The sequence below is a fragment of the Limnohabitans sp. 2KL-27 genome (genome assembly GCF_001269345.1).
Classification (GTDB): Bacteria; Pseudomonadota; Gammaproteobacteria; order Burkholderiales; family Burkholderiaceae_C; genus Limnohabitans_A.
The window spans coordinates 392,996-407,854 of record NZ_CXOP01000002.1; the positions used below are offsets into that span (position 1 = coordinate 392,996).

General features: G+C 62.3%; 14 protein-coding genes. 5 read left to right on the plus strand and 9 right to left on the minus strand.

What is annotated here, in order from left to right:
* Positions 1 to 23: 23 nt before the first annotated feature.
* Positions 24 to 1,451 (minus strand): FAD-binding oxidoreductase, encoded by a 1,428-nt coding sequence (locus LHAB_RS04475; protein ID WP_090047665.1) that lies wholly within the window; start codon positions 1,449 to 1,451, stop codon positions 24 to 26.
* A gap of 200 nt (positions 1,452 to 1,651) precedes the next feature.
* Here LHAB_RS04475 and LHAB_RS04480 point away from each other — a divergent pair, with 200 nt between their 5' ends.
* The 3 genes from LHAB_RS04480 (at position 1,652) to LHAB_RS04490 (ending at position 4,745) form a co-directional block, all read left to right on the plus strand.
* The gene (locus tag LHAB_RS04480) at positions 1,652 to 2,218 is read left to right on the plus strand and encodes a cob(I)yrinic acid a,c-diamide adenosyltransferase (protein WP_090047667.1); all 567 of its coding nucleotides are present in this window, start codon (positions 1,652 to 1,654) and stop codon (positions 2,216 to 2,218) included.
* Positions 2,219 to 2,228: 10 nt separating this feature from the next.
* A complete protein-coding gene (locus LHAB_RS04485; protein WP_194943091.1) occupies positions 2,229 to 2,564 on the plus strand; it encodes a hypothetical protein in 336 nt (111 codons plus the stop codon).
* Between the two features lie 84 nt (positions 2,565 to 2,648).
* Positions 2,649 to 4,745, plus strand: a complete 2,097-nt coding sequence (locus tag LHAB_RS04490; protein ID WP_090044166.1) for an acetoacetate--CoA ligase — start codon at positions 2,649 to 2,651, stop codon at positions 4,743 to 4,745.
* 21 nt (positions 4,746 to 4,766) lie between these two features.
* On the opposite strand, the gene LHAB_RS04495 is transcribed toward LHAB_RS04490, so the two are convergent.
* From LHAB_RS04495 to LHAB_RS04530, 7 genes are all read right to left on the minus strand, one after another.
* Complete coding sequence (locus LHAB_RS04495) at positions 4,767 to 6,083, minus strand: TRAP transporter large permease (protein WP_090044167.1); 1,317 nt, start codon at positions 6,081 to 6,083, stop codon at positions 4,767 to 4,769.
* A gap of 23 nt (positions 6,084 to 6,106) precedes the next feature.
* Positions 6,107 to 6,628: a TRAP transporter small permease gene (locus LHAB_RS04500; RefSeq protein WP_090044168.1), complete on the minus strand. Its 522-nt coding sequence runs from the start codon at positions 6,626 to 6,628 to the stop codon at positions 6,107 to 6,109.
* 101 nt (positions 6,629 to 6,729) lie between these two features.
* Positions 6,730 to 7,761: a TRAP transporter substrate-binding protein gene (locus LHAB_RS04505; RefSeq protein WP_090044169.1), complete on the minus strand. Its 1,032-nt coding sequence runs from the start codon at positions 7,759 to 7,761 to the stop codon at positions 6,730 to 6,732.
* 323 nt (positions 7,762 to 8,084) lie between these two features.
* Positions 8,085 to 8,429, minus strand: a complete 345-nt coding sequence (locus LHAB_RS04515) for a hypothetical protein (RefSeq protein WP_090044171.1) — start codon at positions 8,427 to 8,429, stop codon at positions 8,085 to 8,087.
* 3 nt (positions 8,430 to 8,432) lie between these two features.
* On the minus strand, positions 8,433 to 9,410 hold the full coding sequence (gene dapD / locus LHAB_RS04520; protein ID WP_090044172.1) for a 2,3,4,5-tetrahydropyridine-2,6-dicarboxylate N-succinyltransferase: 978 nt from the start codon (positions 9,408 to 9,410) through the stop codon (positions 8,433 to 8,435).
* Between the two features lie 101 nt (positions 9,411 to 9,511).
* Complete coding sequence (locus LHAB_RS04525) at positions 9,512 to 10,498, minus strand: acrylyl-CoA reductase (NADPH) (RefSeq protein WP_090044173.1); 987 nt, start codon at positions 10,496 to 10,498, stop codon at positions 9,512 to 9,514.
* Between the two features lie 88 nt (positions 10,499 to 10,586).
* Positions 10,587 to 11,483 (minus strand): DMT family transporter, encoded by an 897-nt coding sequence (locus tag LHAB_RS04530; protein ID WP_090047669.1) that lies wholly within the window; start codon positions 11,481 to 11,483, stop codon positions 10,587 to 10,589.
* Between the two features lie 134 nt (positions 11,484 to 11,617).
* Between LHAB_RS04530 and LHAB_RS04535 the strand changes: the two genes are divergently transcribed.
* Positions 11,618 to 13,198 carry an alkaline phosphatase D family protein gene (locus tag LHAB_RS04535; protein WP_090044174.1) on the plus strand — a complete coding sequence of 527 codons (1,581 nt, stop codon included), beginning with the start codon at positions 11,618 to 11,620 and terminating at the stop codon, positions 13,196 to 13,198.
* Positions 13,199 to 13,302: 104 nt separating this feature from the next.
* On the plus strand, positions 13,303 to 13,926 hold the full coding sequence (locus LHAB_RS04540) for a TetR/AcrR family transcriptional regulator (protein WP_090044175.1): 624 nt from the start codon (positions 13,303 to 13,305) through the stop codon (positions 13,924 to 13,926).
* A 2-nt stretch (positions 13,927 to 13,928) separates the two neighbouring features.
* Here the strand turns inward: LHAB_RS04540 and pcaQ are convergent, their stop codons facing one another.
* Positions 13,929 to 14,858 (minus strand): pca operon transcription factor PcaQ, encoded by a 930-nt coding sequence (gene pcaQ / locus LHAB_RS04545; protein ID WP_228763344.1) that lies wholly within the window; start codon positions 14,856 to 14,858, stop codon positions 13,929 to 13,931.
* Between the last annotated feature and the right edge of the window lies 1 nt (position 14,859).

Sequence of the window (14,859 nt, forward strand, 5' to 3'; positions counted from 1 at the left end):
CGGCGCTGTGGCGCCGGTCGGGTTCACATCGAGAAAATCTTGCCCGGATTCATGATGTTGAGCGGGTCTAGCGCCCGCTTGATGGTGCGCATCATGTCCACCGCGCCTTCGCCGGTTTCGGTGCGCAAAAAGTCCATCTTGTGCAGGCCAATGCCGTGCTCACCTGTGCAGGTTCCCCCTAAGCGCAGGGCGCGGCTGACCAGCTGCTGATTCAGGGCTTCGGCTGTTTCGCACTCTTGCGCGTTGTTGGGGTCGATCAAATAGCCAAAGTGGAAGTTGCCGTCGCCCACGTGGCCGACCAAAAAGTAAGGCAGGCCGCTGGCATCGGTTTCGGTGATGGAGTCGAGCAAGCAGTCCGCCAAGCGGCTGATGGGTACGCAGGTGTCGGTGCTGATGGCGCGGCAGCCGGGTTTGCTCTGGATGGCCGCAAAGTAGGCGTTGTGCCGCGCAGTCCACAGGCGCGTGCGCTCTTCGGGTGTGACGGCCCACTCAAACGCGTTGCCGCCCATGTCACTGGCCAACTCCTGGACGGTTTCGGCCTGTTCTTTCACGCCCGCAGGCGAGCCGTGAAACTCCATGAGCAGCAGGGGCTCTTCGCGCAGGTTCAGCTTGGCGTAGGCATTGACCATGCGCACAGCGTTGTGATCGATCAACTCCACGCGGGCAATGGGCACGCCCAGTTGGATGGTTTGGATCACGGTGTGCACCGCGGCCTCGATGCTCGGGAAGGAGCAAATGGCGGCCGAAATCGCTTCGGGCAAGGGGTACAGGCGCACCGTGATTTCGGTGATCACGCCCAGCGTGCCTTCGCTGCCCACCATCAGGCGGGTCAGGTCGTAACCGGCGCTCGACTTCTTGGCGCGGGTGCCGGTGCGGATGACTTCGCCCTGGGCGGTCACCACTTCCATGGCCAGCACGTTCTCGCGCATGGTGCCGTAGCGCACGGCGTTGGTGCCGCTGGCGCGCGTGGCGCTCATGCCGCCGATGGTGGCGTCTGCGCCGGGATCGATCGGGAAAAACAAGCCGGTGGACTTGATCTCTTCATTGAGCTGCTTGCGCGTCACGCCGGGCTGCACCGTCACGGTGAGGTCTTCGGCGTTGATGGCCAGCACCTTGTTCATGCGCATCAGGTCGATGCTGATGCCGCCCTGCACGGCCAGCAAATGGCCTTCGAGCGAGGAACCCACGCCAAAGGGGATGACGGGCACTTTGAACTCGGCGCACAGCCGCACCGCGTCCTGCACGTCCTGGGTGCACTCGGCAAACACCACCGCGGCCGGTGGCGGCACGTGCGTGAAAGCCGATTCGTCGCGGCCGTGCTGCTCGCGCACCACCAAGGCGGTCGAGCAGTTGTCGCCAAAGCGGGCCTTGAGGGCCGTCAAAAAGGCTTCGGGCACGGCGCGCTGCGCGATTTCAGGGGCCAGATGGGCCGCGGGGGTGGGGGCGTTCATGGGGGTCTCCAGTGGTGGCGGGCCAGACCCGCCAGACATGCGAAAACGCAGTTTACGCCGCAAATCCCGGTCTTGCTGTCCACTGTCAGACAGGCTGCAGCCAGTTGGCCGACAATCGAGCCTTTCTGCAGGTGCCCACTTTTGTGGGCGATGATGGCAAAACCTGCACGCTTGAGCGAACAAAAACAGAGAGCAAGACCATGGGCAACCGACTCACACAAATCGCCACCCGCACCGGTGACAACGGCACCACCGGACTGGGCAACAACCAGCGCGTTTCCAAAAACAGCCTGCGCGTGCATGCCATGGGCGAGGTGGACGAACTGAACTCGCACATCGGTTTGCTCTTGTGCGAAGCCATGCCCACCGATGTGCGCGAGGTGCTGGTCGAGGTGCAGCACCAGCTGTTCAATTTGGGCGGCGAGTTGTCGATTCCTGGTTTTGAATTGCTCAAGGAGGAGGCCGTGGCGGCACTCGACGAGGCGCTGGAACGCTACAACGCCCAACTGCCCAAACTCGAAGAGTTCATCTTGCCCGCCGGCACACGGGGCGCGTCGCAAGCCCATGTGTGCCGCACCGTGGCCCGCCGCGCCGAACGCGCTTGCGTGGCCTTGGGCAACGAAGAGGCCATCAATGAAACCCCGCGTCAATACCTCAATCGCCTGTCGGATTTGATGTTTGTGCTGGCCCGCGTGCTCAATCGCATGAACGGGGGCGATGACGTGTATTGGAAGAGTGCGCGCATGAACAAAGACACGGCGGCCTGACATCGTGCGCATGCCATGGCGTGCTGTGGGATGGGCGACGCTCAGTTGGGTCGCGCTTTGCCCTGCCGTGGCCGCGCCGTCTTCTGTGGTTTTGAGTTGCGCCGTGGCCTACCTGCCGCAGCGCAGCACCTGGGTGCGCGAGGTGCGCATCGATTGGGACAAACAAACTATTCGCCGTTTGCGCATCGACGGCGTGGAGCCTTATGGCTTTTCGCTCTGGTCGGGTGGCGTGATGACGGCGATCGACAACGAGCGCATACAGATCGATCTGGTGGGGCGTCAGTGGCAAAGTGATTTTCGGGGCCAGGCCACGGGGCAGGGCCGCTGCGAAACCTTGCCCGGCTAAGTCCGGCCGTTGCTGTCACCTACGCGCATGTTTCAGGGTTGTTGCGCGTGACAGCGGTGCATGGCCACTGATACGCTGTAAACCATGAACCATGTGACACCACCCCACCCTGCAGCGCCTCAGCTCCCCCAAATTCGGCTGTACCAAAACTGGCTGCGCGATGAGCGCGGGCTGAGTTTTGCCAACTACAACGACCTTTGGCTTTGGTCGGTGACCGAGCTCGATGCGTTCTGGCAAAGCATCTGGGATTATTTTGATCTGCGCTCGCCCACGCCACACACCGCTGTGCTGGCCCACAATGTCATGCCCGGCGCCAAGTGGTTCCCCGGAGCCCAGACCAACTACGCGCACCAGGTGCTGCGGCATGCGCAGCCTGCGCACGAGGCCGGTTTTTTGGCCGTCATCAGCCACAACGAAAAAGGCCTGCGACGCGAGTTGACTTGGCCCGAGTTGCGCCGCCAGGTGGCCGCCATGGCGCTGCACCTGCAAGCGCAAGGTGTGCAGCCCGGTGACCGGGTGGCAGCGTATTTGCCCAACATCCCCGAGGCCATGGTGGCGTTTTTGGCCACCGCCAGTGTGGGTGGGGTGTGGAGCATTTGCGCGCCCGACATGGGCACCAACGCGGTGCTCGACCGTTTCAAACAGATCGAGCCCAAGGTGCTGATCGCCGTGGATGGTGTCAGCTATGGCGGGCGCGACTTTGACCGCATGGCCGTGGTGCAGGAGCTGCGCGACGCGCTGCCCAGCGTGCAGCACGTCATCGTTCACGAGAATTTGGGCACCCTTGATCTGGCCAGTTGCGACGTGGCCGCCAGCGTGCAAATGTCCGCCATCACCGCGCGAGACGATGCCCAGGTGCAGGCCTTCGAGCCGCTGTGGCTGCCCTTTGACCACCCGCTGTGGATTGTTTACTCAAGCGGCACCACCGGTTTGCCCAAGCCCATCGTGCACGGCCACGGCGGCACCGTGATCGTGGCCTTGGCCAACAAAATCTTGCACAACGACGTGGGCTGCAGCTACCACCCCAACAGCTTTGGCGAACGCTTTCATTGGTACAGCTCCACCGGCTGGGTCATGTGGAATGCGCAAGTGGCGGGCCTGCTCAACGGCGTGACCTGCGTGATCTACGACGGCAACCCCGGCGGCAGCAAAGACAACCCGGACTGGGGCATTTTGTGGCGCATGGCCGCCGAAGAAAACGTCACCTTCTTCGGTGCGGGCGCCGCCTTTTTTGCCAACTGCCAAAAGGTGGGGGTTGATATCTCGCGTTGCGGCGACTTGTCGGGGGTTCGTGCGCTGGGCACCACCGGTTCGCCCCTGTCGGCCGATACCCAAATCTGGGGGGTGGAGCAGTTCAAGGCCATCGGCACCGACATTTGGTGGTGCAACCTTTCGGGCGGCACCGACTTCGCGGGCGCTTTTGTCGGCGGGCATCGCGAGCTGCTGCAGGAGCCGGGCGTGATGCAGTGCCGCATGCTGGGCGCGGCGGTCGAATCGTGGAACGAAGCGGGCGAGCCCGTCAAAGGCGAAGTGGGCGAGCTGGTGTGCACCCAGCCCATCCCGTCCATGCCGCTGTTCTTTTGGGGCGACCAGGACAACGCCCGCTACCTAGCCAGCTATTTTGAGATGTACCCCGCCGGCCACGGCCGCATACCTGGCGGCGGCAACGGCCCCGCCAGCATGGGCGGCGTCTGGCGCCACGGCGACTGGCTGCGCATCGGCAACGCCCAAGGCGAGGGCGAAGGCTGCGTGATCTTTGGCCGCAGCGACGCCACCATCAACCGCCACGGCCTGCGCATGGGCACCAGCGAGCTCTACAGCGCGGTTGAAGCGCTGTCCGAGGTGACGGACTCGATGGTGGTGGACCTGGAGTACCTGGGCAAAGAAAGTTATATGCCGCTTTTCGTGGTGTTGCGCCCGGGCACCACGCTCGACGACGCGCTCAAGGCCAAGCTCAACAACGCCATCAAGGTGGCGCTCAGCCCGCGCTTCATTCCGAACGACATCTTCCAGGTCGCCGAGATCCCGCGCACCTTGTCGGGCAAAAAGCAGGAGCTGCCGATCAAGAAACTGATGCTGGGTCAGCCGCTGGAAAAAGTGGTCAACAAAGACGCCATGGCCAATCCGGGGTGTCTGGACTGGTATGTGGATCTGGCCCAGCGGCATTTGGCCAAGTTGTGAAACAGCTGAGCTGGCGGTTACTTAAAACCTCAACACAAATAAAGTGATGGACGGAAAGGCCACCAGCAAGGCTGTGCGCAAGAGGTCGCTCAGCACAAAGGGCATGATGGCGCGGTAAGTCTGGGTGATGGGCGTGTCGCGAGCGAGCGAGTTGATGACGAACAGGTTCATGCCTACTGGGGGCGTGATCAAGCCGACTTCCACCACGATCAGCACCAAGATACCGAACCAGATGGCCAGTTCATCGGGGGGCAGGCCAAAGTCCAAGGCCGAGACGATCGGAAAGAACACTGGAATCGTCAGCAAGATCATGGACAGCGAGTCCATGAAGCAACCCAAAATCACGTAGAGCACCAAAATTGCCGTCATCACCAGCAAGGGGCTGACTCCCCAAGAGGCCACGGCCGCTGCGGCTTCTTGGGGCAATTGCGACAAGGCCAAAAAGGTGTTGTAGACGCCTGCGCCCAGCACGATCATGAAAATCATGGCCGTGGCCACGGCGGTGCCCAGCAAGGCCCCGCCCAGCGTTTTGCGGTTCAGGCCGCCATTGAGCCAGGCTGCTACGCCTGTGCCGAAAGCGCCCACAGCCGCACCCTCTGTGGGCGTGAAAATGCCGCCATAAATACCGCCGACCACCAGCAAGAAAATCAGCACCACAGGCCAAACGCGGGCGGTCGCTTGCAGGCGCTCTTTCATGGGTGCTGGCGGCAGTGTGCCCATGTCTTGCGGGCGCACCCGGGCATAAATGGCGATCACGATCACATAGCCCACTGCAGCCAGAATGCCGGGAACGAAGGCTGCCAAAAAGAGCTTGGCGATGTTCTGTTCCGTCAAGATGGCGTAGATGACCAGCACCACGGAGGGGGGGATCAAGATGCCCAGCGTGCCACCAGCGGCCAGACAGGCCGTGGAGATGCCGCCCGCATAACCGGCTCGCTTGAGCTCAGGCAGGGCCACCTGACCCATGGTCGCGGCGGTGGCCAAAGATGAGCCGCAAATCGACCCGAAACCCGCACAGGCACCAATAGCAGCCATGGCCACACCGCCTTTGCGGTGCCCAACCCAGACTTCAGCAGCCTTGAACAAGGCCTTGGACAGACCCCCCAAAGCAGCAAACTGACCCATCAGTAAAAACAATGGAATGACCGACAGCGAGTAGCTGGAAAAGGTGCTGTAGGTAACCTGCTTGAGCTGGTTAACGATGGGCGTGATGTTCCCAAAAATGAAGTAAGCCCCGCCTAAGCCGCACAGCATCATCGACAAGCCGATCGGGATGCGCACAAAAATCAACAGCAGCAAAACCGGGAACGACCACAGCGCCAGTTCAATCGTGTTCATGAGCAAAACCCCCCTGCTTGGTATCAATGGCCGATGGGGCCGGAAACATGCAGGCTTTCATCGGGCTTGGCCAGCCCCAGCTGCATCAGGATATGGCCCAAATAAGTAACGCAGCCCAGCACCGCACCCAGCAGGCACAAAGCAAAACCCCACCACAGGGGCATTTGCAAGATGAAGGTGGTTTCCTGGTTGGCGTATTTGTCCACCAGACCGGCCCACAAACGCCATGTCAGCAGCAGCCATACCGCCAGCATCAGCACATCACTGAGCAAGCGGATGAAGCGTTGCAGCCCGGCAGACATGTGTGAATACAGCAAGTCCACGGTGGCGTGCCCACCTTGCAGGTAGCACCAGGGCATGAAAAAGAAAATGGCCACGCCCACCCCCACTTCCACCAGCTCATAGTCGCCGGGCACAGGGCCCAGGCCCACGCCACTGAAACTGCGCCCGATCACGCTGATCACCACCAGCAGCGTCAGCATTGTCAGCAACACACCGCCTGTCAAGGCGCTCCAGCGGGCCATATGGTGAATGAAGGTCATCATGGACAAAGTCTTCCGAATGCATGGGGGGGGCCCCACAGTGGACAGAAAAAACCCGCCGACCAGCGGCGGGTGCAATCCGTGCCAAAAGGCACAGCACTTAGTTACTTGCTGTGCTTAGCGATCAGCTCACGGGCCTCGGACAACAACTTTTTGCCATCAATGCCCTTGGCGCTGACTTCCTTGACCCAGTCATCGGCCACCACGCTGGCCGTACGACGCCAGCGTTGGGTCTCGGCCGCGTCCAGAGCCACAATGTTGTTGCCCGCTTTTTCGGCAATGGCACGACCGGCCTTGTCGCCTTCGTCCATGGCGCGGCCAAAGAAAGCTGCGGTCTCCAGGCCCGAGTTCTTGTCAATCACCTGCTTCAAGTCTGCAGGCAGTTTGTCGTAGGAAGCCTTGTTCATCGACACCGCAAATGTCGAGTTGTACAAGCCGTTGGGGCCGTAGAAGGTGGTGTGGTTCTTCACCAATTCATGCACTTTCAGCGAAGGTGCCACTTCCCAAGGGATGGTGGTACCTTGGATCACGCCCTTGGACAAAGCCTCGGTTACGGCCGGCACCGGCATGCCCACTGGGGTTGCACCCAGTTTGGTCAGCATGTTGTTGATGATGCGCGAGCCGCCGCGGATCTTCATGCCTTGCAGACTCTCCAGCCCGGTTACGGGGGTCTTGGTGTGGAACAGGCCGGGGCCGTGGGTGTGAACAGCAATCAGTTTCACGTCCTTGAACTCTTCGGGCGCATTCTTCTGCACGTATTCCCACAGGGCCTTGGATGAGGCTTCACCTGTGGTGGTCAGGAAAGGCACTTCAAACACTTCGGTCTTGGGAAAGCGGCCAGGGGTGTAACCCAGGACTGTCCAGGTGATGTCGACAACGCCGTCTTTGGCCTGGTCAAACAACTGGGGCGGCGTACCGCCGAGCTGCATGGTGTTGAAAATCTGCACCTTGATGCGACCACCGGATTCGGCTTCGACCTTTTTGGCCCAGGGCACGATGGCCTTGGCCGGGATGGTGGCCTGCGGCGGCAGCATCTGGTGAAAGCGCAAAGTGACGTTTTGGGCCTGTGCGGCACCGGCAAACGCCGTAGCGCCCAAAATGGCCAACACGGCACGTCGAGGGGTCAGCTGAAACATGGGTTGCTCCTGATTATGTTTTATAAACAAATGACAAGTTCTGATGCTACCCAAATCGGGTGCAATGCCTATCAGGGTTTTACCTTGATGGCGTCAACAATTTTCTCCAAACACCCCCAAGTGTTTGCCTTGAAGTGCCAAGCCACCTGCTCATATCCCGTACGAGCGGGCTGTCCAGCGTGGTCCAAGCCCGGCCCGCAGTCATGGACTCGATCGTGGTGGACTTCGATCACCTGGACAAAGAAAGCGTTTTGTCGCTGTTTGTTCTGCGGTGTCCGGGCACGGTACTGGATGACATGCTTCAAGCCAAACTCAACAACGCCTCAAGGCGCTTGGCGTTTGCGCAAACGACCAAAGAGCACGTGCATGGCGCCTTGGGCACGGTGCAACATGGCCCGGGGTTTGGCCATGAGCGCGTCTCTTTTGACAAAGATGCGGCGCTGTGAATCAACCGACGGGCGGGGCAAGTTCCAACGGCTGCCGGGTCCCCAGATGCTGGTCAGCAACAACTGCAATGCCATCAACAGCATCAGTACTTGCAGGCCAAACAGCAAGAGAAAGCCCCATCCAATGTCTGGCCAAAGCGTGCGCATCAGCAGCATCACCAAGGGCAGCAACAAGCTGACCGCCAGGGTCAGCTTCAAGCTCAAGGGCAGGCGTTGCAGCATGGCTCAGTTCTTGTGCAGCTCAGCGTTGAGTTCGCCCCAGCTCTTGTTGCGCGGGATCGCGTGCAAGGCGCCGGATTGCGAGTCGCGGCGGAACAGGATGCCGTTTTTGCCCGACAACTCTTTGGCTTTCATCAAGCTGCCGTCGGGCAGTTGCACGCGGCTACCACCGGTGATGTAGCAGCCAGCCTCGACCACGCAGTCGTCGCCCAGCGAGATGCCGATGCCGGCGTTGGCGCCCAACAGGCAGCGCTTGCCCACCTTGATGACTTCTTTTCCGCCACCCGAGAGCGTGCCCATGATGGACGCGCCGCCGCCGATGTCGCTGGCGTCATCGACCACCACGCCCGCGCTGATGCGGCCTTCGACCATGCTGGCGCCGAGCGTGCCGGCGTTGAAGTTGCAAAAGCCTTCGTGCATGACGGTGGTGCCGTTGGCCAGGTGTGCGCCCAGGCGCACGCGGTCGGCGTTGGCGATGCGCACGCCCGAGGGGATCACGTAATCGGTCATTTGCGGGAACTTGTCCACGCCTTTGACTTCCAGCACACGGCCAGAGGCGCGCGCCTTCATGCGGGCGGCGGGCACATCGGCCACGGCGCAAGGGCCCAGGTTGGTCCAGGCCACGTTGGCCAGCAGGCCAAAGATGCCCGTCACGTTGGCGCCGTGCGGTTGAACCAGGCGGTGGCTGAGCAGGTGCAGGCGCAGGTAGGCGTCGTGCGTGTCGGCGGGCGCGTCGGCCAGGCTTTTGATCTCGGTGCGCACAGCCACCACGGTGGTGCCGCGCACAGCGCAGGCACTCAGGGCCTTGGCCACGTCTGCGCCCAGAGCCGCCACGGCTTCGGCTTCGGACAGGCGTGTGCTGCCGCTGGCGGCCACATCGCCGGCCAGCTCGGGGGCTGGGAACCAGGTGTCCAGCACGGTGCCGTCAGCGGCCAGGGTGGCCAGGCCGGTGGCGCGTGCGCCGGTGGTTTGGAAAGTGCTCATGGGGTGCTCCGAAAAAATGGCCCGCAGTGCCTGCGGGCCGTTGGGAATCTGAAGGCGTGATTATCGGGGATGACGGCTCAGGGTCTCGAGTGGCGGGCCCATCAGCCGTTGACGTTCACCACCACCCGACCACGCACTTGCCCTGCCAAAATCTCTGCACCCAGCCCGATGGCGTCGGCCAGGCCCACTTCGCGGGTGATGCGTTCGAGCGGCGCGGCGTCCAGGTCTTGCGCCAGCCGCGCCCAAGCGGCTTCGCGAACGGCACGCGGGGCCATCACGCTGTCGATGCCGGCCAGCGTCACGCCGCGCAGGATGAAGGGCGCCACGCTCGATGGAAAGTCCATGCCCTGTGCCAAGCCACAGGCCGTGACCACGCCGCCGTATTTGGTGCTGGCGCAGGCGTTGGCTAGGGTGTGGCTGCCCACGGTGTCGACCACGCCGGCCCAGCGCTCTTTGGCCAGGGGTTTGCCGGGCGCGGACAGCTCGGCCCGGTCCATCACGTCGGCCGCGCCCAGCTGGCGCAGGTAGTCGGCTTCTTGTGGCCGGCCGGTGCTGGCCACCACGCGGTAGCCCAGCTTAGTCAGCAGGGCAATGGCCACACTGCCCACGCCGCCGCCCGCGCCGGTGACCAAAATGTCGCCCTTGTCCGGCGTGACGCCGTGCTTTTGCAAGGCCATCACGCACAGCATGGCGGTGTAGCCTGCGGTGCCAATGGCCATGGCTTGGCGCGGGGTGAAGGCGGCAGGCAGGTGCACCAGCCAGTCGCCTTTGAGGCGCGCCTTTTGCGCCAGACCGCCGCTGTGGCTCTCGCCCACGCCCCAGCCGTTGAGCACCACGCGGTCACCGGCCTTGAACAAAGGGTGCTGGCTGTCCGTTACGGTGCCCGACAAGTCGATGCCGGGCGTGAGCGGGAACTTGCGCACCACCGGGCTTTTGCCGGTGATGGCCAGGCCGTCTTTGTAGTTGATCGTGGCGTAATCCACTTGCACCGTGACGTCGCCTTCGGGCAAGGCGCTGTCGTCCAGCGTTTGCAGGGTGCAGCGGTAACCGGCGTCGTCTTTTTGGATTTGCAAGGCTTGGTAGGTCATGCTTTTTTGTCAGATCAGGGTTTCAGGGGATGGGATCGCGGTGATCGATGGGGGGTGAGGGTTGGAGGGCGGGCGTGCCATGCAGTGCTCAGCCCGGCTTTCGGTTGACCAGCACAATGCCCGCGGCCACCAGCGCCAAGGACAGGGCCAGTGTCAGGGTCACGGCTTCGCCTAGCCAGAGCATGCCAAACAGCAGGGCGAACAGCGGTGTCAGGAAGACAAAGGCCGAAATTTTGGTGGCCGGGTAATGGCCCAGCATCCACATCCAGGCCAGGTAACTGGCGAATGCGCCGACCACGCTTTGCACCGCCACCGAGCCCATGGCAAATCCGCTCCAGCGGCCATCCCAGGGCTCGCCCATCCCGTATGACAGCAAGAGCAGCACCACCGTGCTCACAGCCAGTTGGTAAAACAGCAGTTTTTCGGCGGCCAAGCGTGTGAGGTTGGCGGCCCGAATGGCCACCGTTGTCAGGCCCCACAAGGCCCCAGCGGCCAGGCCCATCAGGTCGCCTTTGGCCCCGCCGCCGCCCAAACCTTCGCGCAGGGCAAAAACCACGGCGGCAAACGCGCAGGCCATGCCCAGCCACTGCACGGTTCGCAGCCGCTCGGTGCGGATGAACCAAGGCACCAGGGCCGCCACCCAAAAGGGCGAGGTGTACAAGAACACCGTCAGCCGTGAGGCCGTGGTGTGCTGCAGGCCGATGTAGATGAAGGCAAATTCCGCCGCAAACAAGCAGCCCACCAGCAAACCCGCCCACAAACTGCCATCGCGCTCAAACAGCCGCACCCCGCGCCACTGGCACCACAGCCACAGCAGCAGCGTAGCGCCCACGCCACGCACCGCCGACTGGAACACGGGCGGCAATTCGGCCACGGTGGCTTTGACCAGCACTTGCTGAAAGCCCCAGAACATGCAGCACACCAGCAAGATGCCCACGGCCAGGGCGTCCAGGTGGTCTTGTCGGGGTCGGGTCGAAGCACTCATGGCAGCCATTGTGCCGCCGTCCAGCCTGAGCGCCTGTCGCCATCAGGCAACGGTCACTTCGGCAGCCCAACCAGGCGTGCCCGGTTAACATGCCGGCTGAACTTTGACCCATACCACCGCAACGCCTTGCCGACATGAACCGATCTTCAGTGACCCGCCGGGATGTGCAGCGCCGGGCCCTGGCACTGGCCTTGATGCCTTGGCTGGGCGCAGGAGCGCAAGCGCAGCTGTTGCAGGGTTTGGCTTGGGGCGCCGGGCCGCGTTGGCAGGCAGATCCTTTCAGTTTGGGCGTGGCCAGTGGACAGCCCCAATCTGGCAGCGTGGTGCTGTGGACGCGCCTTCGCATCAGCGAGTCCGATGCGGCCTTGAAAGCCCAAAGCCTGGAGGTGGTGTGCGAGGTGTTTGCCGATGCCGCCTTGCGCCAACCCTTGCGCCAGTGGCGGGTGCACACCGATGCAGCCCGTGGCCACAGTGTCCATGTGGTGGCCCAGGGCTTGCAGCCTGGGCGGCCCTATTGGTACCGATTTGTCTGCGGCAATGCCATCAGCCCGGTGGGCCGTGCCCGCACCAGTCCGGCCGCCGATGAGGCCGTGGCACGTTTGCGCATGGGTCTGGCCTCGTGTCAGCACTATGAGCAGGGCTACTTTGCCGCCCACCGTGAGATGGCCCAAAGTGACCTGGACCTGGTGCTGTTTGTCGGGGACTACATTTATGAAAGCTCCAACCCGCAGTACATGCTGCGCAAGCACGCGGGCGGTGTGCCCAAGCTGCTGGACGAGTACCGCGACCGCCATGCCCAGTACAAAAGCGATGCCGATTTGCGCGCCTGCCACGCCGCGCACACCTGGGTCATGACGTGGGACGACCACGAAGTGGTCAACGATTACGCCAACGACCTGGACCGCAACTTCACCGACCCGCAGACCTTTTTGCGCCGCCGGGCAGCGGCCTACCAAGCTTATTTTGAGCACATGCCGCTGCGCTTGGGCCCGGACCCGGTCAACCGCAGCCAGATGCGCATCCATGACCGCATGGCCTGGGGCAAGTTGGCCGACGTGTGGACGCTGGATTGCCGCCAGTACCGGGATCACCAGGCCTGTCTGGACCCGAATCGCGGCGGTGGTCGGGTGGTCATCGGGTGTGACGCCTTGACCGACGCATCCCGCACCATGCTGGGTGCGGCGCAAGAGAAGTGGTTCACCGAGGGCCTGACCCACAGCGCCCGGGGCTGGAAACTGGTGGCGCAGTCCACGCAAATGAGTTCGAGTGGCGTCAACACCCCCTTGGGACGCAGCGCCTTCACCGATGGTTGGGACGGTTATCCGCAAGCCCGCGCCAGGCTGTTGGGCACGGTGGCCCAGGCTGGGGTGAACAACGTGGTGATGCTGGGCGGCGATGTGCACATGAATGTGGCCGCCCAGTTGCGCGTGCAGTCCAACGACGAGCGCTTGCCTGTGGTGGCCAGCGAGATCGTGACCACGTCCATCACGTCGCGGGGTCTGGGCGAGAAGCTGCTGGCCCAAATCCGCGACAGCAACCCCGACATCGTGCATGCCCGCTCAGACGAGCGCGGCTTCACCCTGCTGGATGTTCGCCCGGAGCGTGTCACAGCCGACTTCAGGACCACTGCCAATCCGGCCCAGGTCGACGGTGTATTCCGCTCACAGGGGCAGTGGGTCATCCGCTCGGGCGTGCCAGGCGTGCAAAAAGCCTGATTCGCAGGGCATTTTTCGGTAAACGGGGCTCTCACACTTTGAATGGCAAGGGCTCTGGTGTGACCACGGGGTCTTTTTTTGGTCTGCCGGGCTAGAATCCGGCCATGAATACCGAAGTCCATACACCGCCGAAAAAATCTTTCAAGATCCAGATGCTCGCTGCCCGTGAGACCGCCATCATCCAGTCGGTCAACCGATTGCTGGCCGAAAAGGGCTTTGACGCGATGACGGTGGATGAGGTGGCGGCCGAGGTGGGCATCGCCAAGGCCAGCTTGTACAAACATTTCACCAGCAAGGAAGAGCTCGCCTGCGCCGCCATGGTGACAGCCATGCGCAAGGCGCAAGAGGTGATTCAGAGTACAGACGCCCAATTGGCACCGCTGGACAAGATCAAGGCCGTCACCCGCTGGACCATGTCGCTCAAGCTTCAAGGCCTGATGCCGTCATTGCCCAGTCAGAACTCCAGCCTGCGTGCCACCTTGATGGCCAGCAAGGAATACATGGACGGCTTGATGGAGGTCAGCGACGCCTTGGGCGGCTGGATCGAGGAGGCTCAGGCGCAAGGGCAAATAAACAAGGCCTTGCCCGCTGTCGCGGTGCTCTACACCTTGTTTGCGCGTGCCTGCGACCCGGTCCTGGAGTTTCTGAAAATGGGCGAGCAGCACAGCGAAGATCAGATCCTGGATCTGGTGATGAGCACTTGCTTTGAAGGACTCAACGCCCGCTGACATCAGTTTGGGGCATTGAGGGGTTTTGACAAAACACCAAACCGTTCAGAAGCGCTTCGACGGATTTCATCTGACACCCTTTGCATCGACTCGGACGGTGGATGGTCAACGCGAAGGGTCAATCCGACAGGCCCTTCGGTGGCGCTGGTATCGATGTGCAGGCGCACCAGGGAAGCTTGTTGTAAATCGTTTTCGATGGCCCCCAGTGGGACAAACCATACCGCGTCGCTGTGCAGTACATAACTCCGACCGAAGGACAGATCGATGGTTTCGATGACGCGCAAAGGCAAGCCAGAGCCCACGGCCATGAAAAAACGATCAGCTGCTTCACGCGCGCGCGTGCCAGCATCAGGCAGGACCAAACGATAGCCGTTCAATCGGGCGGGATCGATTTGGGGCAGCAAGGACAGTTCATGCCCAGGACGCACGACCAGCAGCAGTGGCTCGCTGTAAAGGTGCTCAAAACTCAGGCCTTGCATGTCGGAGGGCTCTGCGAGACGTCCAACCACCATGTCCAAAACACCTTGTTTCAAGGCGGCAATGAGTTGCGCATTGCTGCCGGTTCGGACGGTCACCCGGGCTCGGGGCACGGAGGCTGCAAAACGAACCAGTGCGGGCGCCAGCACCGTTGCACCAACGTTGGGCAATGCACCAATGACCAGGGCCGGAGCCTCGCCCTCTTCTTCGGTCGACAGGCTGGACAGCCCATCCTGGATCGCGCGCAACCCGGACCCCGTGTGCTTCACCAAAATTTGGCCGGCGGCGGTCAAAGTGACGCCTTTGGGTGTGCGTTCAAACAGCCGATGGCCTGCAATGTCTTCAAGCTCAGCCAGGGTTTTCGTGACAGCAGGTTGCGAAATGCTCAGGGCTTTCGCAGCGCGGACCAGGGAGCCATGTTCTGCAACGGCCACCAATGTGCGCAGGTGGCGCATT

Excerpts from the sequence above, each read along its gene's own strand:
- LHAB_RS04515 (WP_090044171.1), bottom strand. The coding sequence starts at position 8,429 with ATGCTGCAACGCCTGCCCTTGAGCTTGAAGCTGACCCTGGCGGTCAGC.
- LHAB_RS04530 (WP_090047669.1), bottom strand. The coding sequence starts at position 11,483 with ATGAGTGCTTCGACCCGACCCCGACAAGACCACCTGGACGCCCTGGCC.
- LHAB_RS04490 (WP_090044166.1), top strand. The coding sequence starts at position 2,649 with ATGAACCATGTGACACCACCCCACCCTGCAGCGCCTCAGCTCCCCCAA.
- LHAB_RS04540 (WP_090044175.1), top strand. The coding sequence starts at position 13,303 with ATGAATACCGAAGTCCATACACCGCCGAAAAAATCTTTCAAGATCCAG.
- LHAB_RS04480 (WP_090047667.1), top strand. The coding sequence starts at position 1,652 with ATGGGCAACCGACTCACACAAATCGCCACCCGCACCGGTGACAACGGC.
- LHAB_RS04505 (WP_090044169.1), bottom strand. The coding sequence starts at position 7,761 with ATGTTTCAGCTGACCCCTCGACGTGCCGTGTTGGCCATTTTGGGCGCT.
- LHAB_RS04495 (WP_090044167.1), bottom strand. The coding sequence starts at position 6,083 with ATGAACACGATTGAACTGGCGCTGTGGTCGTTCCCGGTTTTGCTGCTG.
- LHAB_RS04475 (WP_090047665.1), bottom strand. The coding sequence starts at position 1,451 with ATGAACGCCCCCACCCCCGCGGCCCATCTGGCCCCTGAAATCGCGCAG.
- LHAB_RS04525 (WP_090044173.1), bottom strand. The coding sequence starts at position 10,498 with ATGACCTACCAAGCCTTGCAAATCCAAAAAGACGACGCCGGTTACCGC.
- pcaQ (WP_228763344.1), bottom strand. The coding sequence starts at position 14,858 with ATGCGCCACCTGCGCACATTGGTGGCCGTTGCAGAACATGGCTCCCTG.
- LHAB_RS04485 (WP_194943091.1), top strand. The coding sequence starts at position 2,229 with ATGCCATGGCGTGCTGTGGGATGGGCGACGCTCAGTTGGGTCGCGCTT.
- LHAB_RS04500 (WP_090044168.1), bottom strand. The coding sequence starts at position 6,628 with ATGATGACCTTCATTCACCATATGGCCCGCTGGAGCGCCTTGACAGGC.
- dapD (WP_090044172.1), bottom strand. The coding sequence starts at position 9,410 with ATGAGCACTTTCCAAACCACCGGCGCACGCGCCACCGGCCTGGCCACC.
- LHAB_RS04535 (WP_090044174.1), top strand. The coding sequence starts at position 11,618 with ATGAACCGATCTTCAGTGACCCGCCGGGATGTGCAGCGCCGGGCCCTG.